This is a genomic window from Serratia bockelmannii, from assembly GCF_051803255.1.
Lineage (GTDB): Bacteria > Pseudomonadota > Gammaproteobacteria > Enterobacterales > Enterobacteriaceae > Serratia > Serratia bockelmannii.
Map to the genome: position 1 here is coordinate 1,305,541 of NZ_CP196512.1, position 23,931 is coordinate 1,329,471.

The 23,931-nt window shown below is 61.9% G+C and carries 25 protein-coding genes and 1 riboswitch; of the genes, 16 read left to right on the forward strand and 9 right to left on the reverse strand.

Annotation, left to right across the window (positions count from 1 at the left end; translation table 11 throughout):
* Positions 1-45: 45 nt before the first annotated feature.
* From bioB to bioD, 4 genes are read left to right on the forward strand one after another with little or no spacing between them, the layout of a single operon-like run.
* On the forward strand, positions 46-1,083 hold the full coding sequence (bioB, locus tag ACSJLU_RS06250) for a biotin synthase BioB (RefSeq protein ID WP_380825942.1): 1,038 nt from the start codon (positions 46-48) through the stop codon (positions 1,081-1,083).
* Positions 1,083-2,234: an 8-amino-7-oxononanoate synthase gene (gene bioF / locus ACSJLU_RS06255; RefSeq protein WP_025301919.1), complete on the forward strand. Its 1,152-nt coding sequence runs from the start codon at positions 1,083-1,085 to the stop codon at positions 2,232-2,234. Before bioB ends, bioF begins: the two co-directional genes overlap by 1 nt.
* Positions 2,218-2,985 carry a malonyl-ACP O-methyltransferase BioC gene (gene bioC, locus ACSJLU_RS06260; RefSeq protein ID WP_049208970.1) on the forward strand — a complete coding sequence of 256 codons (768 nt, stop codon included), beginning with the start codon at positions 2,218-2,220 and terminating at the stop codon, positions 2,983-2,985. Before bioF ends, bioC begins: the two co-directional genes overlap by 17 nt.
* Positions 2,978-3,652, forward strand: a complete 675-nt coding sequence (gene bioD, locus ACSJLU_RS06265) for a dethiobiotin synthase (protein WP_049208969.1) — start codon at positions 2,978-2,980, stop codon at positions 3,650-3,652. Before bioC ends, bioD begins: the two co-directional genes overlap by 8 nt.
* A 28-nt stretch (positions 3,653-3,680) precedes the next feature.
* Here the strand turns inward: bioD and ACSJLU_RS06270 are convergent, their stop codons facing one another.
* On the reverse strand, positions 3,681-4,403 hold the full coding sequence (locus ACSJLU_RS06270; protein WP_342096522.1) for an ATP-binding cassette domain-containing protein: 723 nt from the start codon (positions 4,401-4,403) through the stop codon (positions 3,681-3,683).
* Positions 4,404-4,861: 458 nt separating this feature from the next.
* Here ACSJLU_RS06270 and ACSJLU_RS06275 point away from each other — a divergent pair, with 458 nt between their 5' ends.
* The 3 genes from ACSJLU_RS06275 (at position 4,862) to ACSJLU_RS06285 (ending at position 7,895) form a co-directional block, all read left to right on the forward strand.
* Positions 4,862-4,984, forward strand: a complete 123-nt coding sequence (locus ACSJLU_RS06275) for a hypothetical protein (RefSeq protein WP_256376328.1) — start codon at positions 4,862-4,864, stop codon at positions 4,982-4,984.
* Positions 4,985-5,515: 531 nt separating this feature from the next.
* Positions 5,516-7,528, forward strand: a complete 2,013-nt coding sequence (uvrB, locus tag ACSJLU_RS06280; RefSeq protein WP_025301925.1) for an excinuclease ABC subunit UvrB — start codon at positions 5,516-5,518, stop codon at positions 7,526-7,528.
* A gap of 100 nt (positions 7,529-7,628) precedes the next feature.
* On the forward strand, positions 7,629-7,895 hold the full coding sequence (locus tag ACSJLU_RS06285; protein WP_004939783.1) for a VF530 family DNA-binding protein: 267 nt from the start codon (positions 7,629-7,631) through the stop codon (positions 7,893-7,895).
* A gap of 6 nt (positions 7,896-7,901) precedes the next feature.
* On the opposite strand, the gene ACSJLU_RS06290 is transcribed toward ACSJLU_RS06285, so the two are convergent.
* On the reverse strand, positions 7,902-8,819 hold the full coding sequence (locus tag ACSJLU_RS06290) for a gluconeogenesis factor YvcK family protein (protein WP_342096521.1): 918 nt from the start codon (positions 8,817-8,819) through the stop codon (positions 7,902-7,904).
* Between the two features lie 260 nt (positions 8,820-9,079).
* A riboswitch (molybdenum cofactor riboswitch) is annotated at positions 9,080-9,224 on the forward strand.
* Here ACSJLU_RS06290 and moaA point away from each other — a divergent pair.
* From moaA to ACSJLU_RS06320, 6 genes are all read left to right on the forward strand, one after another.
* Entirely contained in the window at positions 9,211-10,197 is a 987-nt protein-coding gene (gene moaA / locus ACSJLU_RS06295; protein WP_004939778.1) for a GTP 3',8-cyclase MoaA, read from the forward strand. It overlaps the preceding riboswitch by 14 nt.
* A gap of 24 nt (positions 10,198-10,221) precedes the next feature.
* On the forward strand, positions 10,222-10,737 hold the full coding sequence (moaB, locus tag ACSJLU_RS06300) for a molybdenum cofactor biosynthesis protein B (RefSeq protein WP_025301928.1): 516 nt from the start codon (positions 10,222-10,224) through the stop codon (positions 10,735-10,737).
* 3 nt (positions 10,738-10,740) lie between these two features.
* Positions 10,741-11,220 (forward strand): cyclic pyranopterin monophosphate synthase MoaC, encoded by a 480-nt coding sequence (moaC, locus tag ACSJLU_RS06305; RefSeq protein ID WP_004939770.1) that lies wholly within the window; start codon positions 10,741-10,743, stop codon positions 11,218-11,220.
* The gene (moaD, locus tag ACSJLU_RS06310) at positions 11,217-11,462 is read left to right on the forward strand and encodes a molybdopterin synthase sulfur carrier subunit (protein WP_004939768.1); all 246 of its coding nucleotides are present in this window, start codon (positions 11,217-11,219) and stop codon (positions 11,460-11,462) included. Before moaC ends, moaD begins: the two co-directional genes overlap by 4 nt.
* Positions 11,463-11,464: 2 nt before the next feature.
* Complete coding sequence (moaE, locus tag ACSJLU_RS06315) at positions 11,465-11,932, forward strand: molybdopterin synthase catalytic subunit MoaE (RefSeq protein ID WP_004939764.1); 468 nt, start codon at positions 11,465-11,467, stop codon at positions 11,930-11,932.
* A gap of 130 nt (positions 11,933-12,062) precedes the next feature.
* Positions 12,063-12,773: a Bax inhibitor-1/YccA family protein gene (locus ACSJLU_RS06320; protein WP_033637508.1), complete on the forward strand. Its 711-nt coding sequence runs from the start codon at positions 12,063-12,065 to the stop codon at positions 12,771-12,773.
* A 70-nt stretch (positions 12,774-12,843) separates the two neighbouring features.
* Here ACSJLU_RS06320 and ACSJLU_RS06325 read toward each other — a convergent pair whose 3' ends face one another.
* From ACSJLU_RS06325 to cecR, 5 genes are read right to left on the reverse strand one after another with little or no spacing between them, the layout of a single operon-like run.
* Positions 12,844-13,950, reverse strand: a complete 1,107-nt coding sequence (locus ACSJLU_RS06325; protein WP_049208965.1) for an ABC transporter permease — start codon at positions 13,948-13,950, stop codon at positions 12,844-12,846.
* A 12-nt stretch (positions 13,951-13,962) separates the two neighbouring features.
* On the reverse strand, positions 13,963-15,117 hold the full coding sequence (locus tag ACSJLU_RS06330; RefSeq protein ID WP_342096520.1) for an ABC transporter permease: 1,155 nt from the start codon (positions 15,115-15,117) through the stop codon (positions 13,963-13,965).
* On the reverse strand, positions 15,114-16,850 hold the full coding sequence (locus tag ACSJLU_RS06335; RefSeq protein WP_060447609.1) for an ATP-binding cassette domain-containing protein: 1,737 nt from the start codon (positions 16,848-16,850) through the stop codon (positions 15,114-15,116). The genes ACSJLU_RS06330 and ACSJLU_RS06335 overlap by 4 nt, the downstream gene beginning before the upstream one ends.
* Positions 16,851-16,858: 8 nt before the next feature.
* Complete coding sequence (hlyD, locus tag ACSJLU_RS06340) at positions 16,859-17,845, reverse strand: secretion protein HlyD (RefSeq protein WP_342096518.1); 987 nt, start codon at positions 17,843-17,845, stop codon at positions 16,859-16,861.
* Between the two features lie 18 nt (positions 17,846-17,863).
* A complete protein-coding gene (cecR, locus tag ACSJLU_RS06345) occupies positions 17,864-18,562 on the reverse strand; it encodes a transcriptional regulator CecR (RefSeq protein ID WP_060432619.1) in 699 nt (232 codons plus the stop codon).
* Positions 18,563-18,859: 297 nt separating this feature from the next.
* On the opposite strand from cecR, the gene rhlE reads away from it, so the two are divergent.
* The 3 genes from rhlE (at position 18,860) to dusC (ending at position 22,329) form a co-directional block, all read left to right on the forward strand.
* Positions 18,860-20,239, forward strand: a complete 1,380-nt coding sequence (gene rhlE / locus ACSJLU_RS06350) for an ATP-dependent RNA helicase RhlE (protein WP_025301932.1) — start codon at positions 18,860-18,862, stop codon at positions 20,237-20,239.
* Between the two features lie 113 nt (positions 20,240-20,352).
* Entirely contained in the window at positions 20,353-21,312 is a 960-nt protein-coding gene (locus ACSJLU_RS06355; RefSeq protein WP_439041065.1) for a D-2-hydroxyacid dehydrogenase family protein, read from the forward strand.
* Between the two features lie 84 nt (positions 21,313-21,396).
* Complete coding sequence (gene dusC, locus ACSJLU_RS06360) at positions 21,397-22,329, forward strand: tRNA dihydrouridine(16) synthase DusC (protein WP_025301934.1); 933 nt, start codon at positions 21,397-21,399, stop codon at positions 22,327-22,329.
* Positions 22,330-22,370: 41 nt separating this feature from the next.
* Here the strand turns inward: dusC and ACSJLU_RS06365 are convergent, their stop codons facing one another.
* Both ACSJLU_RS06365 and fbpC read right to left on the reverse strand, forming a co-directional pair.
* Positions 22,371-22,637, reverse strand: a complete 267-nt coding sequence (locus ACSJLU_RS06365; RefSeq protein WP_004939738.1) for a hypothetical protein — start codon at positions 22,635-22,637, stop codon at positions 22,371-22,373.
* Between the two features lie 247 nt (positions 22,638-22,884).
* Positions 22,885-23,931, reverse strand: a complete 1,047-nt coding sequence (gene fbpC, locus ACSJLU_RS06370) for a ferric ABC transporter ATP-binding protein (RefSeq protein WP_025301935.1) — start codon at positions 23,929-23,931, stop codon at positions 22,885-22,887.

Consider the following 23,931-nt stretch of genomic DNA (forward strand, 5'->3'; position numbering starts at 1 on the left):
ACAATATTTAAACTGGCGACACTTTTTCGTTTTGGAGACGCCATGATGGCCGACCGCATTCACTGGACAGTAGGGCAAGCCCAGGCCCTGTTTGATAAACCGCTGCTGGAACTGCTGTTCGAAGCGCAAACCGTACACCGCCAGCACTTCGACCCGCGTCAGGTGCAGGTCAGCACGCTGCTGTCGATCAAGACCGGCGCTTGCCCGGAAGACTGTAAATACTGCCCGCAGAGCTCACGCTACAAGACCGGCCTGGAGTCGGAGCGGTTGATGCAGGTCGAGCAGGTGCTGGAATCGGCACGCAAGGCCAGAGCGAACGGCTCGACCCGTTTTTGCATGGGCGCGGCGTGGAAGAACCCGCACGAGCGCGATATGCCTTATCTGCAGCAGATGGTGCAGGGCGTGAAAGCGATGGGCATGGAAACCTGCATGACGCTGGGCACGCTTGACGGCACTCAGGCTGAACGGCTGGCGGAGGCCGGGCTGGATTACTACAACCATAACCTCGACACCTCGCCGGAGTTCTACGGCAGCATCATCACCACCCGCAGCTACCAGGAACGCCTGGATACGCTCGACAAGGTGCGCGACGCCGGCATCAAAGTGTGCTCCGGCGGCATCGTCGGGCTGGGGGAAACGGTGCGCGATCGCGCCGGGTTGCTGGTGCAGCTGGCTAACCTGCCGAAACCGCCGGAGAGCGTGCCGATCAACATGTTGGTGAAGGTAAAAGGCACGCCGCTGGCGGATAACGACGACGTCGATCCGTTCGATTTCATCCGCACCATCGCGGTAGCGCGCATCATGATGCCGTCCTCTTATGTCCGCCTTTCCGCCGGCCGTGAACAGATGAACGAACAGACGCAGGCGATGTGCTTTATGGCCGGCGCCAACTCGATCTTCTACGGTTGCAAGCTGCTGACCACGCCGAACCCGGAAGAAGACAAGGATCTGCAGCTGTTCCGCAAGCTGGGGCTGAACCCGCAGCAGACCGCCACCGAACATGGCGACAACCAGCAACAGCAGGTGCTGGCTAAGCAGCTGCTGAACGCCGATACCGCCGAGTTTTACAACGCGGCGCTGTGATGAGCTGGCAACAACGTATCGAACAGGCGCTGGCAGAACGGCGTCTCAACGCCGCCTACCGTCGGCGACAGACCACCGAGGGCGGCAACGGCCGCCAGATCCGGCTCGGCGATCGTCTCTATCTGAACTTCTCGGGCAACGACTATCTGGGGCTGAGCCAGGATGCGCGGGTGATCGCCGCCTGGCAGCAGGGCGCGCAGCGTTACGGCGTCGGCAGCGGCGGGTCGGGCCACGTCACCGGCTTTAGCGTGGCGCATCAGGCGCTGGAAGAGCAACTGGCGGCGTGGCTCGGCTATCCGCGCGCGCTGCTGTTCATCTCCGGCTATGCCGCCAATCAGGCGGTGCTGGCGGCGTTGATGCAGAAGGGCGATCGCATTTTGGCCGATCGCCTCAGCCACGCCTCGCTGCTGGAGGCGGCGGCGCAGTCGCCGGCCGAGCTGCGCCGGTTCCAGCACAATCAGCCGCAGGCCTTGGCGGATCTGCTGGCCAAACCCTGCGACGGGCAGCGGCTGGCGGTGACCGAAGGGGTGTTCAGCATGGACGGCGACGGCGCACCGTTGGCGGAGCTGCATCGCTTAACCCGTGCGGCGGGCGCCTGGCTGATGGTGGACGATGCCCACGGCGTCGGCGTGCGCGGTGAGCAAGGCCGCGGCAGCTGCTGGCAGCAGGGCGTGCGCCCTGAACTGCTGGTGGCGACCTTCGGCAAGGCGTTCGGCGTCAGCGGCGCAGCAGTGCTGTGCGATGAGGCGACCGCCGAGTATCTGCTGCAGTTCGCCCGCCATCTAATCTACAGCACCGCAATGCCGCCGGCGCAGGCCTGCGCGCTGCAGGCGGCGCTGGCCTGCATTCGCGAGGGCGATGAACTGCGCGCCCGGCTGCAGGACAACATTCGGCGTTTCCGTCAGGGCGCGGCGCCGCTGGCGCTGACCCTGACGGATTCCGACACCGCCATCCAGCCGCTGCTGGTGGGGGATAATCAGCGCGCGCTCGATCTGGCGACCCGCCTGCGCGAGTGCGGACTGTGGGTGAGCGCCATTCGCCCGCCGACGGTGCCGCCGGGCGGCGCGCGGCTACGCATTACCCTGACGGCGGCGCATCAGCCGCAGGATATCGATCGCCTGCTGGAGGTGCTGAATGACGTCAGCCAATGACACGGTGAACAAACAGGCGGTCGCCTCGGCCTTCAGCCGCGCGGCCGGCAGCTACGACGCCGCCGCCGCGCTGCAGCGTGATGTTGGCGAGCGCTTACTGGGGATGGGGAGTCCCCATCCGGGCGAGCAGCTGCTGGATGCCGGCTGCGGCACCGGCTATTTCAGCCGCCTGTGGCGCGAGCGCGGCAAGCAGGTGACCGCGCTCGATTTGGCGCCGGGCATGCTGGAGGTCGCCCGCCAACGGCAGGCGGCGCACCATTATCTGCTGGGCGATATCGAACAGGTACCGCTGCCCGATGCGGCGATGGACATCTGTTTCAGCAGCCTGGTGGTGCAGTGGTGCAGCGATCTGCCCGCCGCGCTGGCGGAGCTGTATCGCGTGACCCGCCCCGGCGGCGTGATCCTGTTTTCCACGTTGGCGGCGGGATCGCTGCAGGAATTGGGGGACGCCTGGCAACAGGTGGACGGCGAGCGCCACGTGAACGCCTTCCTGCCGCTGGCGCAGATCCGCGCCGCCTGTGCTGAATACCGGCACGAGCTGGTCACGGAGTTACGCACCCTGAACTACCCGGACGTGATGACGCTGATGCGTTCGCTCAAGGGCATCGGGGCGACGCATCTGCATCAGGGGCGCGAGGGCGGCCTGATGTCGCGAGGCCGTCTCGCCGCGTTGCAGGCGGCTTACCCGTGCCGGCAGGGGCAGTTCCCCCTCAGCTATCATCTGGCTTATGGAGTGATTTATCGTGATTAAACGTTGGTTCGTGACCGGCACCGACACCGAGGTGGGGAAGACCGTTGCCAGCAGCGCCTTGTTGCAGGCCGCCAACCGGGCGGGCTACCGCAGCGCCGGCTATAAGCCGGTGGCCTCCGGCAGCGAGATGACCGCCGAGGGGCTGCGCAACGGCGACGCGCTGGCGCTGCAAGCCAACAGCGGCGTGGCGCTCCGTTACGACGAAGTGAACCCTTACGTTTTTGCCGAACCGACCTCGCCGCATATCGTCAGCGCCGATGAAGGTCGGCCGATCGACGCGGCGCGGCTGTCCGACGGCCTGCGCCGGCTGGAGCAGCGCGCCGACTGGGTGCTGGTCGAAGGCGCCGGCGGGTGGTTTACTCCGCTGTCGGCGGAGTACACCTTCGCCGACTGGGTGCAGCAGGAACAATTGCCGGTGATCCTGGTGGTGGGCATTAAACTGGGCTGCATCAACCACGCAGTGCTGACGGCGCTGGCGGTGCAACAGGCGGGGTTGACGCTGGCCGGTTGGATCGCCAACGACGTGGCGCCCCCGGGGCGGCGGCATCAGGAATACCTGGCCACGCTGCGCCGCATGCTGCCCGCGCCGCTGCTGGGCGAAATACCGCACCTGCCGCAGGCCGAACGGGCGCCGCTGGGGGAGTATCTGGATATCAGCCTGCTATAAACAAACGCCCCATGAGGGGGACTCCCCCTCATCTTCCTTCCTGTCCCGCCAGCCCGGCGCCGATCAGCGCCTCATCCAGCTGCGCCAGCGCGCCGTGCGCCACGGTGCGACCGCTATCCAACAGACAAAAACGATCCGCCACCCGGCGCACGAACGGCAGCTGATGCTCTACCAGTAAAATGGTCATGCCCAACTCATAGTTGAGCCTGCGGATCACGTTGCCGATGTCGGCGGCGATTGAAGGGGGCACGCCCGTCGTCGGTTCGTCGAGGATCAGCAGCGCCGGCTCCTGCGCCAGCGCACGACCGATCGCCAACTGGCGTTGAGCGCCTTCGCACAGATCGCCGGCGCGGCGGGTACGCATCTGGCGCAAATTGGGAAACAGGCTGTAGATCAGCGGCGGAATGCGGCGAGGGGCACCGCGCCCGGCCATCTGCGCCACCTGCAGATTCTCCTCCACGCTCAGCTGCGAGAAGAGTTGCCGCCCTTGCGGGACGAGGCTGATGCCGAGTGCGGCGCGGCGCTCCATCGGTTGCAGCAGCAGATTTTGCGGCGGCTGATCCGCGGGCTGCCAGGTCATGCTGCCGCTCACCACCGGCACATGCCCCATGATGCAATTGACCAGCGTGGTCTTGCCCACGCCGTTGCGCCCAAGCAGCACGGTACACTGGCCGCGCGGCAGCTCCAGGTTGATGTCCCACAGGGTATGATTTTGCCCGTAAAATTGATTGACCGATCTCAGGCTCAGCATTTGGCATTCTCCTCATAGACACAGGCGCCCATCCACTCGTTGGTGGGGTGCAACAAAGGCCGCATTGGCGGTTGATTTCCCGAGTGTGGCAATGTCTGGAACAAAATGCCGTCCATCCGATTCACCTGAGCAATGTCTGCGGTGGACGGAAAGACAGTCAGTATGTCGTGAAAAACGACGTTTATGACGACTTGGTGTCGTTCTCGCGCTTTTACGAGGGGTAGCCAGGCGGCGGTTGCACGCCGCATTCGGCAGCGCATTATGCTGTCGCGCCTCGTTCGCACGCTGAAAGATAAAGCAACTCCCAGGCCAGTTTTGCTACTGGCCGAAAAGGGGGGATGTTATCGCTTTGTTAACCCTCTGCCAGGCCTGATGCGCTCTGCCGCGGTGGCCTGAAAATACGCCGAGAAGTTAACCCGGACGTTTTTTGCACTCATGTGGTGCCCTTTGGTGAGGACATGGTGCAAGGCATTGTGCCGCCGTCAAGAGCGATCCGCGAGAAAGGGGCCGATGCGATTTTGGCAATGGGGATTTTTAGTATTAATCGGCATAAACAAAGCGATATTTTTATGAAAAAATAACTAAAAAAGCCATTTTAGCGGGTGTAAAGGGCGAAAAGCTTTCTTTCCGTAACTCCCGCCCCGGGCGGGACGGTGAGAGTTATCCACTATTCCTGTGGATAACCTTGTGTATTAGATTTAGAAAAACGCTGTAAAGCGAGAGCGGACGCGGGTTCTGTTCGCTTTGCCCGCATTCTCGTCTTTTTATTAAAACTTTTATATATCAATATATTAACTAAAATCAAGACGCAGGGGTATTGATCAGGTCTCTATGTATGATTTTTCGACGCGGTGCTATCAATAAGTTAATTCGCGGCAAGTTCTGGGGATAAATCTGTTATTGACAATAAAAATGTCACCCGGCTGTAACGTCACGGTGCAATGACATTGCCGCAGTGCCGGGTGCAGCGACGAATCCGCTTGAAGCTGGTTTTATATCCAGTATCATGGGCACTGGCGCAAATCGCCGACACTTTCCATAATTAGGGGCCATATCCGGCGCAGAGCCGGCTGGCCGCCTGAGCGCGCGCATCTCCACAGGGTAGCCGAGCAATGAGTAAACTTTTCAAACTGCATTCCGAGTTCAAACCGGCCGGCGATCAGCCGGAAGCCATCCGCAAGCTGGAAGAGGGGCTGGAAGACGGCCTGGCGCACCAGACGCTGCTGGGGGTTACCGGTTCGGGCAAGACGTTCACTATCGCCAACGTGATAGCCGATCTGAATCGGCCGACCATGGTACTGGCGCCGAACAAGACGCTGGCGGCGCAGCTGTACGGTGAAATGAAAGCGTTTTTCCCGGAGAATGCGGTGGAGTACTTCGTCTCCTACTACGACTACTACCAGCCGGAAGCCTACGTGCCCAGCTCCGACACCTTCATTGAAAAAGATGCTTCGGTGAACGAGCACATCGAGCAGATGCGTCTTTCCGCCACCAAGGCACTGCTGGAGCGGCGCGACGTGGTGGTGGTGGCGTCGGTGTCGGCGATCTACGGCCTGGGCGATCCGGATCTTTACCTGAAGATGATGCTGCACCTGACTCAGGGCATGATCATCGATCAGCGATCCATTTTGCGCCGCCTGGCGGAGCTGCAGTATTCCCGCAACGATCAGGCTTTCCAGCGCGCCACCTTCCGCGTGCGCGGCGAGGTGATCGATATCTTCCCGGCGGAATCAGACGAGCTGGCGCTGCGCGTCGAACTGTTCGATGAAGAAGTGGAACGGCTGTCGCTGTTCGATCCGCTGACCGGGCAGATTGAGCAGGTGGTGCCGCGTTTTACCATCTACCCGAAATCGCACTACGTGACGCCGCGTGAGCGGATCATGCAGGCGATGGAAGAGATCAAGGTTGATCTGGCGGACCGCCGCAAGGTGCTGCTGGCCAACAGCAAGCTGCTGGAAGAGCAGCGCCTGACGCAGCGCACCCAGTTCGATCTGGAGATGATGAACGAGCTGGGTTACTGCTCGGGCATCGAAAACTACTCGCGCTATCTGTCCGGGCGCGCCGAGGGCGAGCCGCCGCCGACGCTGTTCGACTACCTGCCGGCGGACGGCCTGCTGGTGGTCGACGAATCCCACGTGACCATTCCGCAGATCGGCGCGATGTTCAAGGGCGACCGCGCGCGCAAGGAAACGCTGGTGGAGTACGGCTTCCGTTTGCCGTCGGCGCTGGACAACCGCCCGCTGCGCTTCGAGGAGTTCGAGGCGCTGGCGCCGCAGACCATCTATGTTTCCGCGACGCCGGGCAAATATGAGCTGGAGAAATCCGGCGGCGATCTGATCGATCAGGTGGTGCGGCCGACCGGGTTGCTGGATCCGATCGTGGAAGTGCGACCGGTCGCCACCCAGGTGGACGATCTGCTCTCCGAGATCCGCAAGCGCGCGACGATCAACGAGCGCGTGCTGGTGACCACCCTGACTAAACGCATGGCGGAAGACCTGACCGAATACCTGGAAGAGCATGGCGAGCGCGTGCGCTACCTGCACTCGGACATCGATACCGTGGAACGGGTCGAAATCATCCGTGACCTGCGTCTGGGCGAGTTCGACGTGCTGGTGGGCATCAACCTGTTGCGTGAGGGGCTCGACATGCCTGAGGTGTCGCTGGTGGCGATTCTGGACGCCGACAAGGAAGGCTTCCTGCGTTCCGAGCGTTCGCTGATCCAGACCATCGGCCGCGCGGCACGTAACCTGAACGGCAAGGCGATCCTGTATGGCGATCGCATCACCGATTCGATGGCCAAGGCGATCGGTGAAACCGAGCGGCGCCGCGCCAAGCAGCAGGCCTACAACGAAGCCAACGGCATCGTGCCGCAGGGGCTGAACAAGAAGATCGGCGACATTCTGCAGATCGGCCAACCGGTCAACCGCACCAAGAGCAAAGGCAAGGGCAAGGCGGTGGAGGGCGGCGCTCAGCTGCAGAACCTCACGCCGAAAGCGCTGGATCAGAAAATTCGCGATCTGGAAGCGCAGATGTACACCCACGCGCAAAACCTGGAGTTCGAGCAGGCGGCTGCGCTGCGCGACGAAATCCACCAGCTGCGCGAGCAGTTCATCGCGATTTCCTGACCGTTGGACGGCGCCCGCGCCGTGGGCGTCAAAATTCCTTGTCGGCCGCGCCAAAGCTGTTATGGTGTGCGGCCCGATTTGACCACGAAGAGTACCGAACATGAGCCAACACCAGTCTAAAGACCCGCTGCACGGCGTAACGCTGGAGCAACTGCTGAATAAACTGGTGGATCACTATGGTTGGTCCGAACTGGGCGCGCGCATTCGCATCAACTGCTTCCGCAGCGATCCGAGCATCAAGTCCAGCCTGAAGTTTTTGCGTCGCACGCCCTGGGCGCGCAAAGAGGTGGAAGATCTGTATATCGATATGGTCAGCCATCCCGCCCCAGCCAGCGATAATCCCTGGCTGCGCGGGCGAGACGGTTAAATTCGGTCAGCGGTGCGCGGCCAGCTCCACCAGCGCGTGATCCAGCGCCTGGCGCAGCAGCTGGCGATCGTGGCGGTAGGGGATGTCGCTCGCTTCCAGCGGTTGCTGAATCACCACCCGATCCTGCACTTCACTGGCATCCACCGCCGGGCCGACGATCAGCGCATCGATCATCCGGCGGCCGATCTTCTCTTCCATCAGCGTCAGCTTATCCTTTAACGACAGCGCCGCGGCGGCCACGCTCAGCTCGCGGCCGAGGTTGCCGATATAGATCATGCTGGCGCTGCTGCGGCGCAGCGCCTGGGTGAGATCGTCCAGCAGCAGCAGCGGCATCAGGCTGGTGAGGAAGCTGCCCGGCCCGATCAGGATCACGTCGGCCTGTGCGATGGCGTCCAGCGCTTCGCGCGTGGCGTTGACCGGGGGCGACAGCATCAGCTCCTGCGGCATGTGGGCCAGTTGATCGACATTCACTTCACCGTAAACGTGATTGCCTTCGTGATCGTGCGCCATCAAATCCACCGGCTGCTCCGACATCGGGATCAGCGCCGCGTCCACCTTCAGCAAGCTGCGCACCAGATTGATCGCTTCCAGCGGGCGCACGCTCAGGTGATCCAGCGCTTTCAGCATCAGGTTGCCCAGGTTATGGCCGGCCAGTTCGCCGTTGCCGCTGAAACGGTATTCGAACATCGCCGAGGCGACGCTCGGTTCGGTGATCAGCTGGTTGAGACAGTTGCGGGTATCGCCCCAGGCAATGCCGCCTTCCGAACGGCGGATGCGGCCGGTGGAACCGCCGTTGTCGGTGGTGGTGACGATGCCGGTCAGGCGGGAGCCTAAGGACGACAGGGCCGACATCACACGGCCCAGGCCGTGTCCGCCGCCCAACGCCACCACGCGGTCGAGATCGGCCAGGGTACGATTACGCATAAATTTCCTTACAAAGGGTCTGAACTGCCCGCATAAGGTAGCGGATCCGGCATAAAAACGCGATAAAGAGTGTCATTTGCGTGATTCTGGTCAATTCGTCCACGCAAGCGATGTTTATCATGGTTTACCCGAATAGGCGGCGTCTAAAAACGCTGTATAGGCAATTATATAGCGAATTAACGCGTTGGCTATCGTTGCCGATTAGCGCTAGAATTCTGCTGAAAACCACGGTTTCATTCCGGCTACTCAAGGTAGCGGGAAGAGAAATCAAACTCCTAGCCCCTGCGCCTACGTTGTTCATCCGGAACGATATGGCGCCTGGGCCGTGGCGAAGTTAGCCACCAGGGTGCAGAGGGGAAACGCTCGCATCTCCCGACTTTGGAAAGGTGTTATGGTACCGCAACTCATTGATGCTTATGAGCGCAAGTTCTATTACCTGCGTTTGTCGATCACCGACGTGTGCAACTTTCGTTGCACCTATTGTCTGCCCGACGGCTACAAGCCGAGCGGCAGCCCGAAAAGCTTCCTGTCGCTGGATGAAATCCGCCGCGTCAGCCGCGCGTTTGCCGAACTGGGCACCGAAAAGGTGCGCCTGACCGGCGGCGAGCCTTCGCTGCGCCGCGATTTTACCGAGATCATCGCCGCCGTGCGGGAAAACCCGGCCATCCGTACCCTGGCGGTCACCACTAACGGCTACCGTCTGGCGCGCGACGTCGCCGCCTGGCGTGACGCCGGTCTGACGGCGATCAACGTCAGCGTCGACAGCCTGGATCCCCGCCAGTTTCACGCCATCACCGGCCAGGACAAGTTCCGCCAGGTGATGGACGGCATCGACGCCGCCTTCAGCGCCGGTTTCAGCAAGGTCAAGGTCAACGCGGTGCTGATGCGCGACGTCAATCACCAGCAACTTGGCGCCTTTCTCGCCTGGATCAAGGATCGGCCGATCCAGCTGCGCTTTATCGAACTGATGGAAACCGGCGAGGGCGGCGAGCTGTTTCGCAAACACCACGTTTCCGGCGAAGTGATTCGCCGGCAGTTGGAGCAGCAGGGCTGGCAGCGCCAGGCGCGCGGTCGCAGCGACGGTCCGGCGCAGGTGTTCAGCCACCCGGACTACCAGGGTGAGGTGGGTCTTATCATGCCGTATGAAAAAGATTTCTGCGCCAGCTGCAACCGGCTGCGCGTTTCTTCCATCGGCAATCTGCACCTGTGTCTGTTCGGCGAGCAGGGGGTGCCTCTGCGCGATCTGCTGGCGGATGACGGCCAGCTCGACGCGCTGAAGGCGCGCATCCAGAGTGGGCTGCTGAGCAAGAAGCAGACCCATTTCCTGCATCAGGGCAACAGCGGGATCACCCAGAACCTGTCGTTTATCGGCGGCTGACAGCCAATAGGAGCTTATTGAACCATGAGCCATGCGAGCAGCGAGTTTATTCCGGCGCATATCGCCATCCTGACCGTGTCCGACAGCCGCGGCGCGGCGGAAGACACCTCCGGCCAATATCTGCAGGACGCGGCGCAGGAAGCCGGCCATCAGGTGGTGGATCGCGCCATCGTCAAAGATGACATTTACCAGATCCGCGCACGGGTTTCCGCGTGGATCGCCGATGACAACGTGCAGGCGGTGCTGATCACCGGCGGCACTGGTTTTACCGCGCGCGACAACACGCCGGAAGCGCTGTTGCCGCTGTTCGACAGAGAGGTGGAAGGGTTCGGCGAACTGTTCCGCATGGTGTCGTACGAAGAGATCGGCACCGCGACGATCCAGTCGCGCGCGCTGGCCGGCCTGGCGAACCGCACGGTGATTTTCGCCATGCCGGGCTCCACCCGCGCCTGCCGCACCGCCTGGGAGCGGATTATCGAAGAGCAGTTGGACGCGCGCCATCGCCCGTGCAACTTCCAGCCCCATTTGAAGAAGCCCTGAGTCATGACACAGCTAACCCACATTAACGCCGCCGGCGAAGCCCATATGGTCGACGTATCCGCCAAGGCCGAAACGGTGCGCGAGGCGCGCGCCGAAGCCTTCGTCGAGATGTTGCCCGCCACGCTGGCGATGATCGTCGACGGCAGCCATCACAAGGGCGACGTGTTCGCCACGGCGCGCATCGCCGGCATTCAGGCGGCCAAACGCACCTGGGAACTGATCCCGCTGTGCCACCCGCTGATGTTGAGCAAAGTCGAAGTGCAGCTAGAGGCGCAAACGGAGCACAGCCGGGTACGCATCGAAACCTGCTGCCGGCTGACCGGCAAAACCGGCGTCGAGATGGAAGCGCTGACCGCCGCCTCGGTGGCGGCATTGACCATCTATGACATGTGCAAAGCGGTACAGAAAGACATGGTGATCGGCCCGGTGCGCCTGCTGGCGAAAAGCGGCGGCAAATCCGGTGATTTTAAGGTGAACGCATGATCGATATTCTTTTCTTCGCGCAGGTGCGCGAACTGGTGGGCACCGGCGCGCTGTCGATGCCGGCGGATTACCCGACCGTCGAGGCGCTGCGCCAGGCGCTGTGTGCGCGCGGCGATCGCTGGGCGCTGGCGCTGGAATCCGGCAAGCTGTTGGCGGCGGTCAATCAGTCGCTGGTGGCGGCGGATCACCCGCTACGCGCCGGCGATGAAGTGGCCTTCTTCCCGCCGGTTACCGGGGGGTAAGCATGGAAAATACCCGCATTCGCGTGGGCGAAGCGCCGTTCAACGTCGGCGATGAGTACCAGTGGCTGGCGCAGTGCGACGCCGATGGCGCGGTGGTGACCTTCACCGGCAAGGTGCGCAACCATAACCTTGGGGACGACGTCAGCGCGCTGACGCTGGAACACTACCCCGGCATGACCGAGAAGGCGCTGGCGGAGATCGTGGCCGAGGCGCGCAGCCGTTGGCCGCTGCAGCGCGTGACGGTGATCCACCGCGTCGGTGCGCTGTATCCCGGCGACGAGATCGTGTTCGTCGGCGTGACCGGCGCACACCGCAGCATGGCGTTCGCCGCCAGCGAATTCATCATGGACTATCTGAAGACCCGCGCCCCGTTCTGGAAGCGCGAAGCCACGGGCCAGGGTGATCGTTGGGTGGACGCTCGCGACAGCGATCGCGAGGCCGCGCAACGCTGGCACGACGCGGCTAAATAACGCGTCAACAGCGGAAACAAATCAAGACCTTTGCCGCTTTCGCGCGGCCTATTCTGTGGTACGCTTATAGCAGGCGAAGCCCCGTTCGCGGGGCTTCGGAATCTTGTTTATAACGCAAAAGGTAACCGTCATGGACCGATATCCACGCTCTAATGGTTCAATCGTCGAACGTGCCAACAGCGGCATTCAGGCCTACATGGCGCAGGTTTACGGCTGGATGACCTGCGGTCTGCTGCTGACGGCGTTCGTTTCCTGGTATGCGGCCAATACGCCCGCGATCCTCAACTTCATCTTCTCCAGCCAGATCACCTTCTTCGGTCTGATCATCGCCCAGTTGGCGCTGGTGTTCGTGATTTCCGGCATGGTCAACCGCCTGAGCGGCGCGGTGGCCACCTCGCTGTTCATGCTGTACTCGGCGCTGACCGGGCTGACGCTGTCGAGCATCTTCATCGCCTACACCTACAGCTCGATCGCCAGCACTTTCGTAGTCACCGCCGGCATGTTCGGCGCGATGAGCCTGTACGGCTACACCACCAAGCGCGATCTGAGCGGCTTCGGCAGCATGTTGTTCATGGCGCTGATCGGCATCGTGCTGGCTTCGCTGGTGAACATCTGGCTGAAAAGCACCGCGCTGATGTGGGCGATTACCTACATCGGGGTGGTGGTGTTCGTCGGTCTGACCGCCTACGACACGCAAAAACTCAAGGCGATGGGTGAGCAGCTGAACGCCGATGATAAAGACAGCTTCCGCAAGTACGCCATCGTCGGCGCGCTGACGCTGTATCTCGACTTCATCAACCTGTTCCTGATGTTGCTGCGCATTTTCGGCAACCGCCGCTAAATCCCTTGTCTTTCAAGCCTTAGGGTATCTGGCGATCAAAAAGCTCTGCATGTGACATGCAGAGCTTTTTTTATGCGATCTTGCGGCGGAACAGCGCGTAGGCGGCGCTGCCGGTGGTGGCGGTGATCACCAGCAGCGGCCACAGGCTGCGCCAGATAATGCTGAAGCTGGCGTCCTTCAGGTAGATCTGCTTGGTGATGTCGGTGAAGTGGCGTATCGGGTTCACCCAGGTCAGATCCTGCAGCCACACCGGCATATTCTCCACCGGCGAGACGTAACCTGAGAGCAGGATCGCCGGCATCATGAACACGAACACGCCGATAAACGCCTGCTGCTGAGTGGCGCACAGCGACGAGATCAGCAGGCCGAAACCCACCAGCGACAGCCCGTAGATCAACATGGTGGCGTAGAACAGCAGCAGCGATCCAGCGAACGGGATCTGATACAGGAAGATGCCGATCAACAGCACGATGCTGGCCTGGAAGCTGGCGACGATCAGCGCCGGCACCGCCTTGCCGATAAAGATCTGCCAGGTGGTGAGCGGCGAGACCAGCAGCTGTTCCAGCGTGCCCTGTTCGCGTTCGCGCGCCACCGACAGCGAGGTGACGATCAGCACGCCGATGGTGGTGATCATGGCGATCAGCGACGGCACCACGAACCATTTGTAGTCCAGATTCGGGTTATACCAGTTGCGCACCACCAGCTCGCTGTTGTTGGGTTTGGCGCGGTTGCCGAGCAGCTCCTTCTGATATTCCTGCACGATCTGCTGTACGTAGTTGGCGGCGATCTGCGCGCTGTTGGAGTTGCGCCCGTCGAGCAGCAGCTGCAGCGGCGCGGTGTTGCCGGTGGCGATATCGCGCGAGAACTGCGCCGGGAAGCGGATCAGCAGCAGCGCCCGTTGGTTATCGATGGTGGTCTTTATCTCCTGCGGGCTGCGCAGCAGCAGCACGTGTTGAAAGGCCTTGGCCTTGGCGAAGCGCTGGGTCAACTCCACCGAGGCCTGGCCGCTGTCTTCGCTGTAGACCGCGATGGTGGCGTTGGTGACTTCCAGCGTCGCGGCGAACGGGAACAGCAGCACCTGCAGGATCACCGGCATGATTAAAATGGCACGGGTTTGCGGATCGCGCAGCAGCGCCTGCATTTCCTTGATGATGAGCGTCAACAGACGATGAAACATCGCTCTTTCTCCTCAATCCAGCCGGCGCTGGGTTTTCCAGGCCGTCAGGCCGATGAACACCACGGCGGAAGCAATCAGGAACAACAGATTGATCACCAGCACGGTGCCGACGTTACCCGCCAGGAACAGCGTTTGCAGCGTGCTGACGAAGTAGCGCGCCGGAATGATGTAGGTCACCGCGCGCACGATGGCTGGCATGCTGTCGATCTGGAAGATGAAGCCGGACAGCATGATCGACGGCAGGAAGGCGGCGTTCAGCGCCACCATCGCCGCATTGAACTGGTTGCGGGTGAGGGTGGAGATCAGCAGGCCCATGCCGAGGGTGCTGGCGAGGAACAGGCTGCTGATCAGCAGCAGGATCGGCAGCGAACCGCGATAGGGCACGCCGAGCACCCACACCGCCACCGCCATGCACAGCGCCATGGCGATCATGCCGAGGAAGTAATATGGGATCAGCTTGGAGAGCAGCAGCTCGCTGCGCGTCACCTGGGTGGACAGCAGGGCTTCCATGGTGCCGCGCTCCCATTCGCGGGCGATCACCAGCGAGGTGAGAATGGCGCCGATCACCGTCATGATGATGGTGATGGCGCCGGGGATGATGTAGTGCCGGCTGATGGCCGCCGGGTTGAACCAGTAGCGCATCTGCACGTCAATCAGCGGCTTGTCGCTGCTCCCCCGATCGGCGGCGCGCTGCTGCTGCCAAACTTGCCATACGCCCTGGGCATAGCCCTGCACGAAGTTGGCGGTGTTCGGCTCGCTGCCGTCGGTGATCACCTGGACAGGGGCGCTGTCGTGCGGGCGCGCCATGCGCTGGTCGAAATCCACCGGGATCACCACCAGGCCGCGTATCGTGCCGGCCTGCATCTGCTGGATCAGCTGTTGGCGGTTGTCGCTGATGGTTGGTTCGATATAGGGCGAACCGGCAAACGCCTGGGCCAGATCGCGCGCGTCTTCGCTCTGTTGCTCCATCAGAATGCCCAGATGCAGCTTGCTGGAGTCCAGGTTGATGCCGTAGCCGAAGATGAACAGCAGCATCAGCGGGATAACGAAGGCGATCAGGCCGCTGCTGGGATCGCGCAGTATCTGCCGCGTTTCCTTCAGGCACAGCGCGCGCAGTCGGCGCCAGGAGAAGCCGCCGTCGTCGATGAGGGTACGGTTATCGCTCACCGTGATTCCTCCTCGTCGTAGCCCTGAACCAGCTCGATAAACGCCTGCTCCATCGAGGGGTTGGGATTGTCGTCGCGCGCCACCTGCTGTTTGAGATCGTCCGGCGTGCCGGCGGCGATGATCTTGCCGCGATACACCAGGCCGATGCGGTCGCAGTACTCCGCTTCGTCCATAAAGTGGGTGGTCACCATCACCGTGACGCCCTTGTCGACCATGCCGTTGATGTGCAACCAGAACTCGCGCCGCGTCAGCGGATCGACGCCGGAAGTCGGTTCGTCGAGGAACAGAATATCCGGTTCGTGCATCAGCGCGCAGGCCAGCGCCAGGCGCTGCTTGAAGCCGAGCGGCAGCGCGTCCGGCGTTTGATCGAGGATCGGCGCGAAGTTGAAGGCGTGGGACATCTCGTCGATTTTTTTGCGCTGCGCCTTGCCGCTCAGGCCGTAGACGCCGGAGAAGAACTTCAGGTTCTGCGCCACCGTCAGGTTGCCGTACAGCGAGAACTTTTGCGCCATGTAACCGAGGCGTTGGCGCGCCTTGCCGGAACTGGTTTTCAGATCCATGCCCAACACCAGCGCCTTGCCGCCGGATGGCACCAGCAGACCGCACATCATTTTGAAGGTGGTGGACTTGCCGGCGCCATTCGGGCCGAGCAGGCCGAAAATTTCGCCGCGCCGCACCTGAAAATCGACGTGATCGGTGGCGGCGAAATCGCCGAATTTCTTGGTCAACTGCACCGCTTCGATCACCGTTTCACCACTTTCTCCGTCAACGGTCGGCATGATCTCCGCCAGCGCCGAGCGATGGTTGGGGCCACCGCCGAGCAGATCGATAAACGCATCCTCGAAGCGCGGATCCGCTTCGTTCAGTTCGGCGTCCGGCAGATCCAGCGCCTGCAGTAGCTGCCGGTGATCTTCGCCTTCTTTCAGGATCAGGCGCAGGTACTTGCCCTGGATCACGCCGTCGGTGACCGCCGGCAGGCAGATCGCCCGCTGCAGCAACGATCGATGGCTGCCGGGGGGCGCGGCGATCAACACCGTGCGCCCGGCCATACGGCGAGTCAGATCCTGCGGCGCGCCGCTGAACAGCAGCTCGCCCTCGTTGAGCAGCAGCACTTCGCGGCACTGCTCGGCTTCATCGAGATAAGAGGTGCTCCACAGGATCAACATGCCGTCGTTGGCCAGCTCGTGCACCATGCGCCACAGCTCGCGGCGCGAGATCGGATCGACGCCGACGCCCGGTTCATCCAGCAACAGCACCTGAGGTTCACCCACCAGCGTGCAGGCCAGGCCGAGTTTCTGCTTCATGCCGCCGGACAGCTTGCCCGCCAGGCGCTCAGTGAAGCGGGTCAGGTCGGTGAATTTCAGCAGCCGTTCGAAGGTCTGGCGGCGAAGATCGCCGGTGACGCCGCGCAGATCGGCGTACAGCGTCAGGTTCTCCATCACCGTCAGATCCTCATACAGCCCGAACTTCTGCGGCATATAGCCGAGGATCGCGTGCAGTTGACGATCCTGGGCGATCGGATCCAGCCCGGCGACCCGCAGCTTGCCGCTGCTGGGCTGCAGCAGCCCGGCCAGCATGCGCAGCAGGGTAGTTTTACCGGCGCCGTCCGGGCCGACCAGCCCAATGACCGCGCCGCTGCGCAGGGTGGTGGTCAGGCTGGCGACCGCCGGTTTCTCAAGCGACGGGAAGCGCTTTTCCAGCCCTTCCAACTCGATGGTGTGCGCCTGTTCCATGGCCGGCCTCAGGGTTTGGCGAAGCGTAGGGTGACCGGCATGCCCTGGCGCAGCGCGTCGTCGGCGTCGGTGACGATCACCCGCAGGCGGTATACCAGATCGGTGCGCAGGTCCGGCGTTTCAACGCTTTTCGGCGTGAATTCCGCGGTCGGCGAGACGAAACCGATCTTGCCGTGGTAAGGCTTGTCGGGGCGACCGTCGGTGTAGATCTCCAGCTCGGTGCCGGGTACCACCTGGTTTAGGCTGGTCTCGTTGACGTAGGCGCGCACCCACACCGGCCGGGTCAGCGACAGGGTGAACACCGTGCCGCCGGCGCCGAGCATGGTGCCCGGCTCCACCGCGCGGGTCAGCACCGTGCCGGCGGAAGGGGAGATCAGCGTGGCGTCTTGCAGGTTCAACTGCGCCTGCGCCAGCGCCGCTTCGCTTTGCGCCACGTCGGCCTTGGCCTGTTCAATCTCTTGCGGGCGGTTGCCGCTGCGGTATTGCGACAGCTTGTCCTTCGCCGCCTGCAGGTTGGCCTGCGCCTGATTGCGGGCGGTGCGCGCATCCTCCAGCGCGTCGGCGGAGGTGGCGTTTTTCGCCCACAGCCCCTGCTGGCGCTTCAGGAAACTGTCGGCATAGGTGAAGGCGGACTGGCGCTGCGCCATTTCTGACTGCACCTGGGCTATCTCTTCGCTGCGGTAGCCGGCCTGCAGCAGCGACAGTTTGGCGCGCGCGCTGCCGACGTTGGCTTCGGCCTGTTGCAGCGCGTTGCGGTAGGGAGCATCGTCCAGTTTGCCGAGCAGCTGGCCCGGCTGAACGGTATCGCCTTCATCCACCGTCAGCGACGCCAGGCGGCCGTCGACGCGAAAGCCGAGGTTGACCGTGCGGATATCGACGTTGCCGTACAGCGTCAGCGGCCGATCCTGCTGCTGCTGGTAATGCCAAACCCCGTATGCGACGGCCGCGATCAGCAGAATTAACAACACGATCAAGGCACTGCGTTTTTTGTTCATAACACTCCCTGCCTGAATTTACGCGCCATGACGTTGGCGCAGCCCAGTAACCAGAATCTCAATATGTTCGCTCAGTACCGCCGCGATTTGCGCCGCTTCGCCCTCGCCAATGTCTTGCCAACCTGCCTGACGGCGGATAGTTTCGCGCGCCACGCGGAACGACAGCACCTCGCCGATCAGCGCATGGGTATGCAATACGAGGCGGGGGGCGTGTTCGTCGATGCCGGTGGCGGCCGACAGCAGGCGGCACAGCCGCTCGTGCATCGGCGCGATCACCTGGCTGTGGATCAGCGGATAGGCCTCGGTCGGGGCGAGCTGTTCGCGCGACATGATTTTGCTCAGGTTCAGCGTGTGCGGTTGGGTCATCAGCTCGCTGAAGGCCAACAGGCCACGTTGCAACAAGCGCAGCGCCGCGTCAGATGACCGTTGTGCGGCTGGTTCTTGCCGGAAGCGATCGACTTCCGCGACCAGCGGGGCGAACGCCTGCTGAATGAAATCGGCGAGCGACTGCGCCACGGCCAGGTACAGCCCCTCTTTGGAGCTGAAGTAGTAGGTGATGGCGGCGATGTTCTGGCCGGCGCGCTGGGCGATGTCGCGCGTGGTGGCGCCTTCCAGGCCATATTCACCGAACAGTTCGGTTGCCGCGGCGAGCAGTTGCCGGCGCGTTTGCTCGCCGCGCGCCCGGCCGGCGGCCTGATGAGGGACGGAAGCTGGCATGGGTCACGCTCGAAGTTAATCAATCATATGATTAACTTTATGCCAGATTGTCTAAAACGCAACCGCTAACCACAATGAGTTATGTGATCGGCTTCAGACAATGCTGAATTTACGGCAGATTGTGCTCTAGGTGCGTAAAAGTGCTTTTTATTGCGCGACTTCTGTTACAATCGGCGCCTGGTGCACTGCAGTTTGTGCCAATCCCTCGTGGTCATGCTTAATGCCCCGTCTGATCATCCTCCCAGGAAACTGCACCGAACACCGTTAGGTTAGGGGGGATCTGGAGTTTTTCTCTTTATGTCATTTGAAACCCTCGGCTTAAGTGCTGAAATTGTGCGCGCTGTTGAAGAACAGGGCTATCGCGAACCGACGCCAATCCAGCGTCAGGCTATCCCTGTCGTGCTGGAAGGTCGTGACCTGATGGCCAGCGCCCAGACCGGCACCGGTAAAACCGCCGGTTTTACCCTGCCGCTGTTGCAGCTGCTGAGCAAGCATGACCATCCGGTCAAAGGCCGTCGCCCGGTGCGCGCGCTGATCCTGACGCCAACCCGTGAGCTGGCGGCGCAGATCGGCGAAAACGTCGAGGCCTACAGCAAACACCTGCGCCTGCGTTCGCTGGTGGTGTTTGGCGGCGTGAGCATCAACCCGCAGATGATGAAGCTGCGCGGCGGCGTCGATATCCTGGTGGCGACGCCGGGCCGTCTGCTGGATCTGGAACATCAGAACGCGGTTGACCTGTCCAAAATCGAAATTCTGGTGCTGGACGAAGCGGACCGCATGCTGGACATGGGCTTTATCCACGACATCCGTCGCGTGCTGGCCAAGCTGCCGGCCAAGCGCCAGAACCTGCTGTTCTCCGCAACCTTCTCCGACGACATCAAGGCGCTGGCCAACAAACTGCTGCATAACCCGGCCTCGGTGGAAGTGGCGCGCCGCAATACCGCGTCCGAGCAGATCGAGCAGAGCGTGCACTTCGTCGACAAGAAGCGTAAGCGGGAACTGCTGTCGCAGATGATCGGCGAAGGCGACTGGAAACAGGTGCTGGTCTTTACCCGCACCAAGCACGGCGCCAACCACCTGGCGGAACAGCTGAACAAAGACGGCATCACCGCTGCGGCGATCCACGGCAACAAGAGCCAGGGCGCCCGTACCCGTGCGCTGGCCGATTTCAAAGATGGCCGCATCCGCGTGCTGGTGGCAACCGATATCGCGGCGCGCGGTCTGGATATCGACCAGCTGCCGCACGTGGTGAACTACGAGCTGCCTAACGTGCCGGAAGACTACGTGCACCGCATCGGCCGCACCGGCCGCGCGGAACGCACCGGTGAAGCTATCTCGCTGGTGTGCGTGGATGAACACAAGCTGCTGCGCGACATCGAGCGTCTGCTGAAGCGTGAAATTCCGCGCATTGCGCTGCCGGGCTACGAGCCGGATCCGACCATCAAGGCGGAGCCGATCATCAACGGCCGCCAGGGCGGCGGACGCGGCGCGCCGCGCGGCAACGGCGGTGGCCAGCGTTCCGGTAACGGCGGCGGTCAGCGCAGCGGTAACGCGAACGGCGGCCAGCGTGAAAACCGTGGCAACGGTAACGGTAACGCTCGCCCGCAGGGGGACGGTCAACGCCGTTCCGGCGCGCCGGCCTCGCGTCGTCCACGTAGTCGCAAACCGGCCGAATAAGCCTGATTGCTCAAAGAGTAAGCCGCCGATACGGGCGGCTTTTTTTTGCCTGGCGGAACGGCATTTTCGTACTAGGCTGGACGGTGGCTAACCCTACATTCCAGGAGACGGAGATGAAATTGAAGTGCGCAATTCTCGATGATTACCAGCAGGTGGCGCTCAAGATGGCGGACTGGTCGGCGCTGGCCGATCGGGTGGAGGTGTCCGCCATCAGCGCGCACTTTACCGATGAGACGGAGCTGGCGGTGCATCTGCAGGAGTGCGACATTCTGGTCATCATGCGCGAACGCACGCCGATGACTGCCTCGCTGCTGGCGCGGCTACCGAAGCTGAAGCTGCTGATCACCTCCGGCATGCGCAACGCTTCTATCGATTTGGCCGCCGCCGCCGAGCGCGGCGTGGTGGTATGCGGCACCACGCCGCGCTCGGCGGCGCCGATGGAGCTGACCTGGGCGCTGCTGCTCGGGTTGGCGAAGCATATCGTGCCGGAAAGCGTCGGGCTGCAAAACAACGGTCCGTGGCAACGGGATCTCGGCGTCACCCTGCAGGGCAAGACGCTGGGGCTGCTGGGGTTGGGCAAGATCGGCGGCCAAATGGCCAAGGTGGCACAGGCGTTCGGCATGCGGGTGCTGGCCTGGAGCCAGAACCTGACGGCGGAACGGGCGGCGCAGGAGGGCGCTTTGCTGGCGCCGTCCAAGCGGGCGCTGTTTGAGCAGAGCGATTTTGTCTCCATTCACTTGGTGCTGAGCGATCGCAGCCGCGGGTTGGTGGGGCGCGACGAATTGATGGCGATGAAGCCCACTGCTTACCTGATCAACACCTCGCGCGCGGGGATCGTCGATCGGGTGGCGCTGGTGGACGTGCTGCAACAGCGGAAGATTGCCGGCGCCGGGCTGGACGTGTTCGAGACGGAGCCGCTGCCGGCCGACGATGCGTTTCGTCAATTGCCCAACGTGCTGGCGACGCCGCATGTGGGTTACGTGGCGGACGACAACTATCGCGCCTACTTCACCGAGGCGGTCGAGGACATAGCGGCGTTCCTCGCGGGTCAACCGATTCGCCGGCTAGGCTGACGGCATTTTTAATGCCCGCAGAGGCTTGTCTGGCGCGGGCATTCACCCGTATCATTGCGGGTCTTTTTTTAGCTGGGATTGGTCATGCGCGTATTATTGGCTCCGATGGAGGGCGTTCTCGACTCTTTGGTGCGTGAGTTGCTCACCGAAGTGAACGACTACGATCTGTGCATCACCGAATTTTTGCGCGTGGTCGATCAGCTGCTGCCGGCCAAGTCGTTCTACCGGCTGTGCCCGGAGCTGCGTCACGCCAGCCGCACGCCGTCGGGCACGCAGGTGCGGGTACAGCTGCTGGGGCAGTACCCACAGTGGCTGGCGGAGAACGCCGCGCGTGCGGTAGAGCTGGGCTCTTACGGCGTCGATCTCAACTGCGGCTGCCCGTCCAAGCTGGTGAACGGCAGCGGCGGCGGGGCGACGCTGCTCAAAGATCCGGAATTGATCTACCAGGGCGCCAAGGCGATGCGCGCTGCGGTGCCGGCCCATCTGCCGGTCACGGTGAAGGTGCGTCTGGGCTGGGATTCCTCCAGCCGCAGCTTTGAAATCGCCGATGCGGTGCAGCAGGCGGGCGCCAGCGAACTGACGGTGCACGGCCGCACCAAAGAGGACGGTTACAAGGCGGATCGCATCAACTGGGCGGCGATCGGTGAGATCCGTCAGCGGCTGAGCATCCCGGTTGTCGCCAACGGCGAGATCTGGGATTACCAGAGCGCGCAGGATTGCCTGCAGGCGACCGGCTGCGACGCCATCATGCTGGGGCGCGGCGCGCTCAACGTGCCGAACCTGAGCCGGGTGGTGAAGTATAACGAACCGCGTATGCCCTGGCCGCAGGTGGTTGAGCTGCTGCAAAAATACGTCCATCTGGAAAAGCAGGGCGACACCGGTCTGTATCACGTGGCGCGCATCAAACAGTGGCTGGGCTATTTGCGTAAAGAATATGACGAAGCTACCGAACTGTTCAGCGAAATACGCGCGCTGACGACGTCAGGGGATATTGCGCGTGTCATCTGCCGCAGCTAAAAATAAACCCGCGCGCGGCGGGTTTATTTAAATATGTATTATCAGGCGGCTTTATCAAGACGATTTAATTCTATCTCGATATCCTGAATGGTTTTTTCCAGCCCTTCCAGGCAGGCGCCCTGTTTATTCAACAGATCGTTAATGGCTTCGGCGAACGCCTTATTTTTGCATTCCCCCTGATCGAAGGCCAGCCAGTGTGCGGAGAGCGTCTCGGTATTCGCCTGCGCATAGTGGCGCATTTCCTTCAGCTGGGAAGCGACGTTGCGTAAATTATCCAGCTGCGCCTGTGCGTTTGCATTGTTGCTCATGAATTTCTCCTTGAGTCGGCCGTTAAATAATTTCGACTGCGGGATTAAGCTTACCCTATCCAAATAAAAATATCACCCTCGGTGGCCTTATTGGTTATTTTTTAATGAATGCGGATGTATTTATTTCTCGGCTGAACAAGGACTTGGGTGGAATTGTAAAAATAGATAAATACGGTTTTTTTTGGCAGTTATTTTCGGTCATTCCATACGGAATGACCGTTATTCTAACGCTTAAGGGTGATGCTTATTATGCCGCGTCCGCCAGCATAAACATGCCGTAGGGATGAATTTCCAGATAATAGTGCTCGCCGACGTTCGGCTGCAGGCGGGTGGCGTTAACCTGCAGCAAAATCTGCTGCCCGTGCCATGCCACCGTCACCTCATACTGCGGCCCCATGTAGGCGACATGTTGGATCACGCAGCGCTGGCTTTCATCGCCATGCTCACTCAACGTGATCGCCTCCGGTCGCACGCCCACCGTGCCGGTGCCCTGGGCGGCAAAGTGGGCGGGGCGCGGCAGGCGATAGCCGCTGATATCGACATGATCGGCGCTGAAGTTGGCCGGGAACAGGTTAGCGTCCCCCATAAAGCTCGCCATAAAGCGCGACGCCGGCTGCCGATAGAGATCCTGCGGCGAGCCCATCTGCATGATATGGCCCTTGTTCATCACCAGCACGGTGTCGGAGACCGCGAAAGCCTCGCTCTGATCGTGGGTAACGTACAGCGAAGTGATATCAAACTGCTTTTGCAGCTCGCGGATCTTTTCGCGCATGCTGCGGCGCAGGTTGGCGTCGAGATTGCTCAACGGCTCGTCGAACAGCAGCACTTTCGGCTTGAGGATCAGCGCGCGCGCCAGCGCCACGCGCTGCTGTTGGCCGCCGGAGATCTGATCGACATAGCGATCGTCGAACCCCGCCAGATCCACCATCGCCAGCGCTTCCTGCACGCGCGCTTTCACTTCGGCGCGCGGAATGCCGAGCATCTTCAGCCCATAGCCGACGTTCTCCCCCAGCGACATATGCGGGAACAGGGCATAAGACTGAAACACCATGCAGATGTCACGCTGCTGGATGGAACGATGGGTAACGTCTTCACCATCAATGAATATCTGCCCGTCGCTCGGTTTCTCCAGCCCGGCGACCAGGCGCAAAATGGTGGTCTTGCCGCAGCCGGAAGGGCCGAGCAGCGTCACCATTTGCCCCCGTGGGATGGTGAGCGTGATGTTATCGATTACCGTGTTGCTGCCGAACCGTTTGGAGACGTTACGCAGTTCAACGAAATTTTTCTGGCTCAT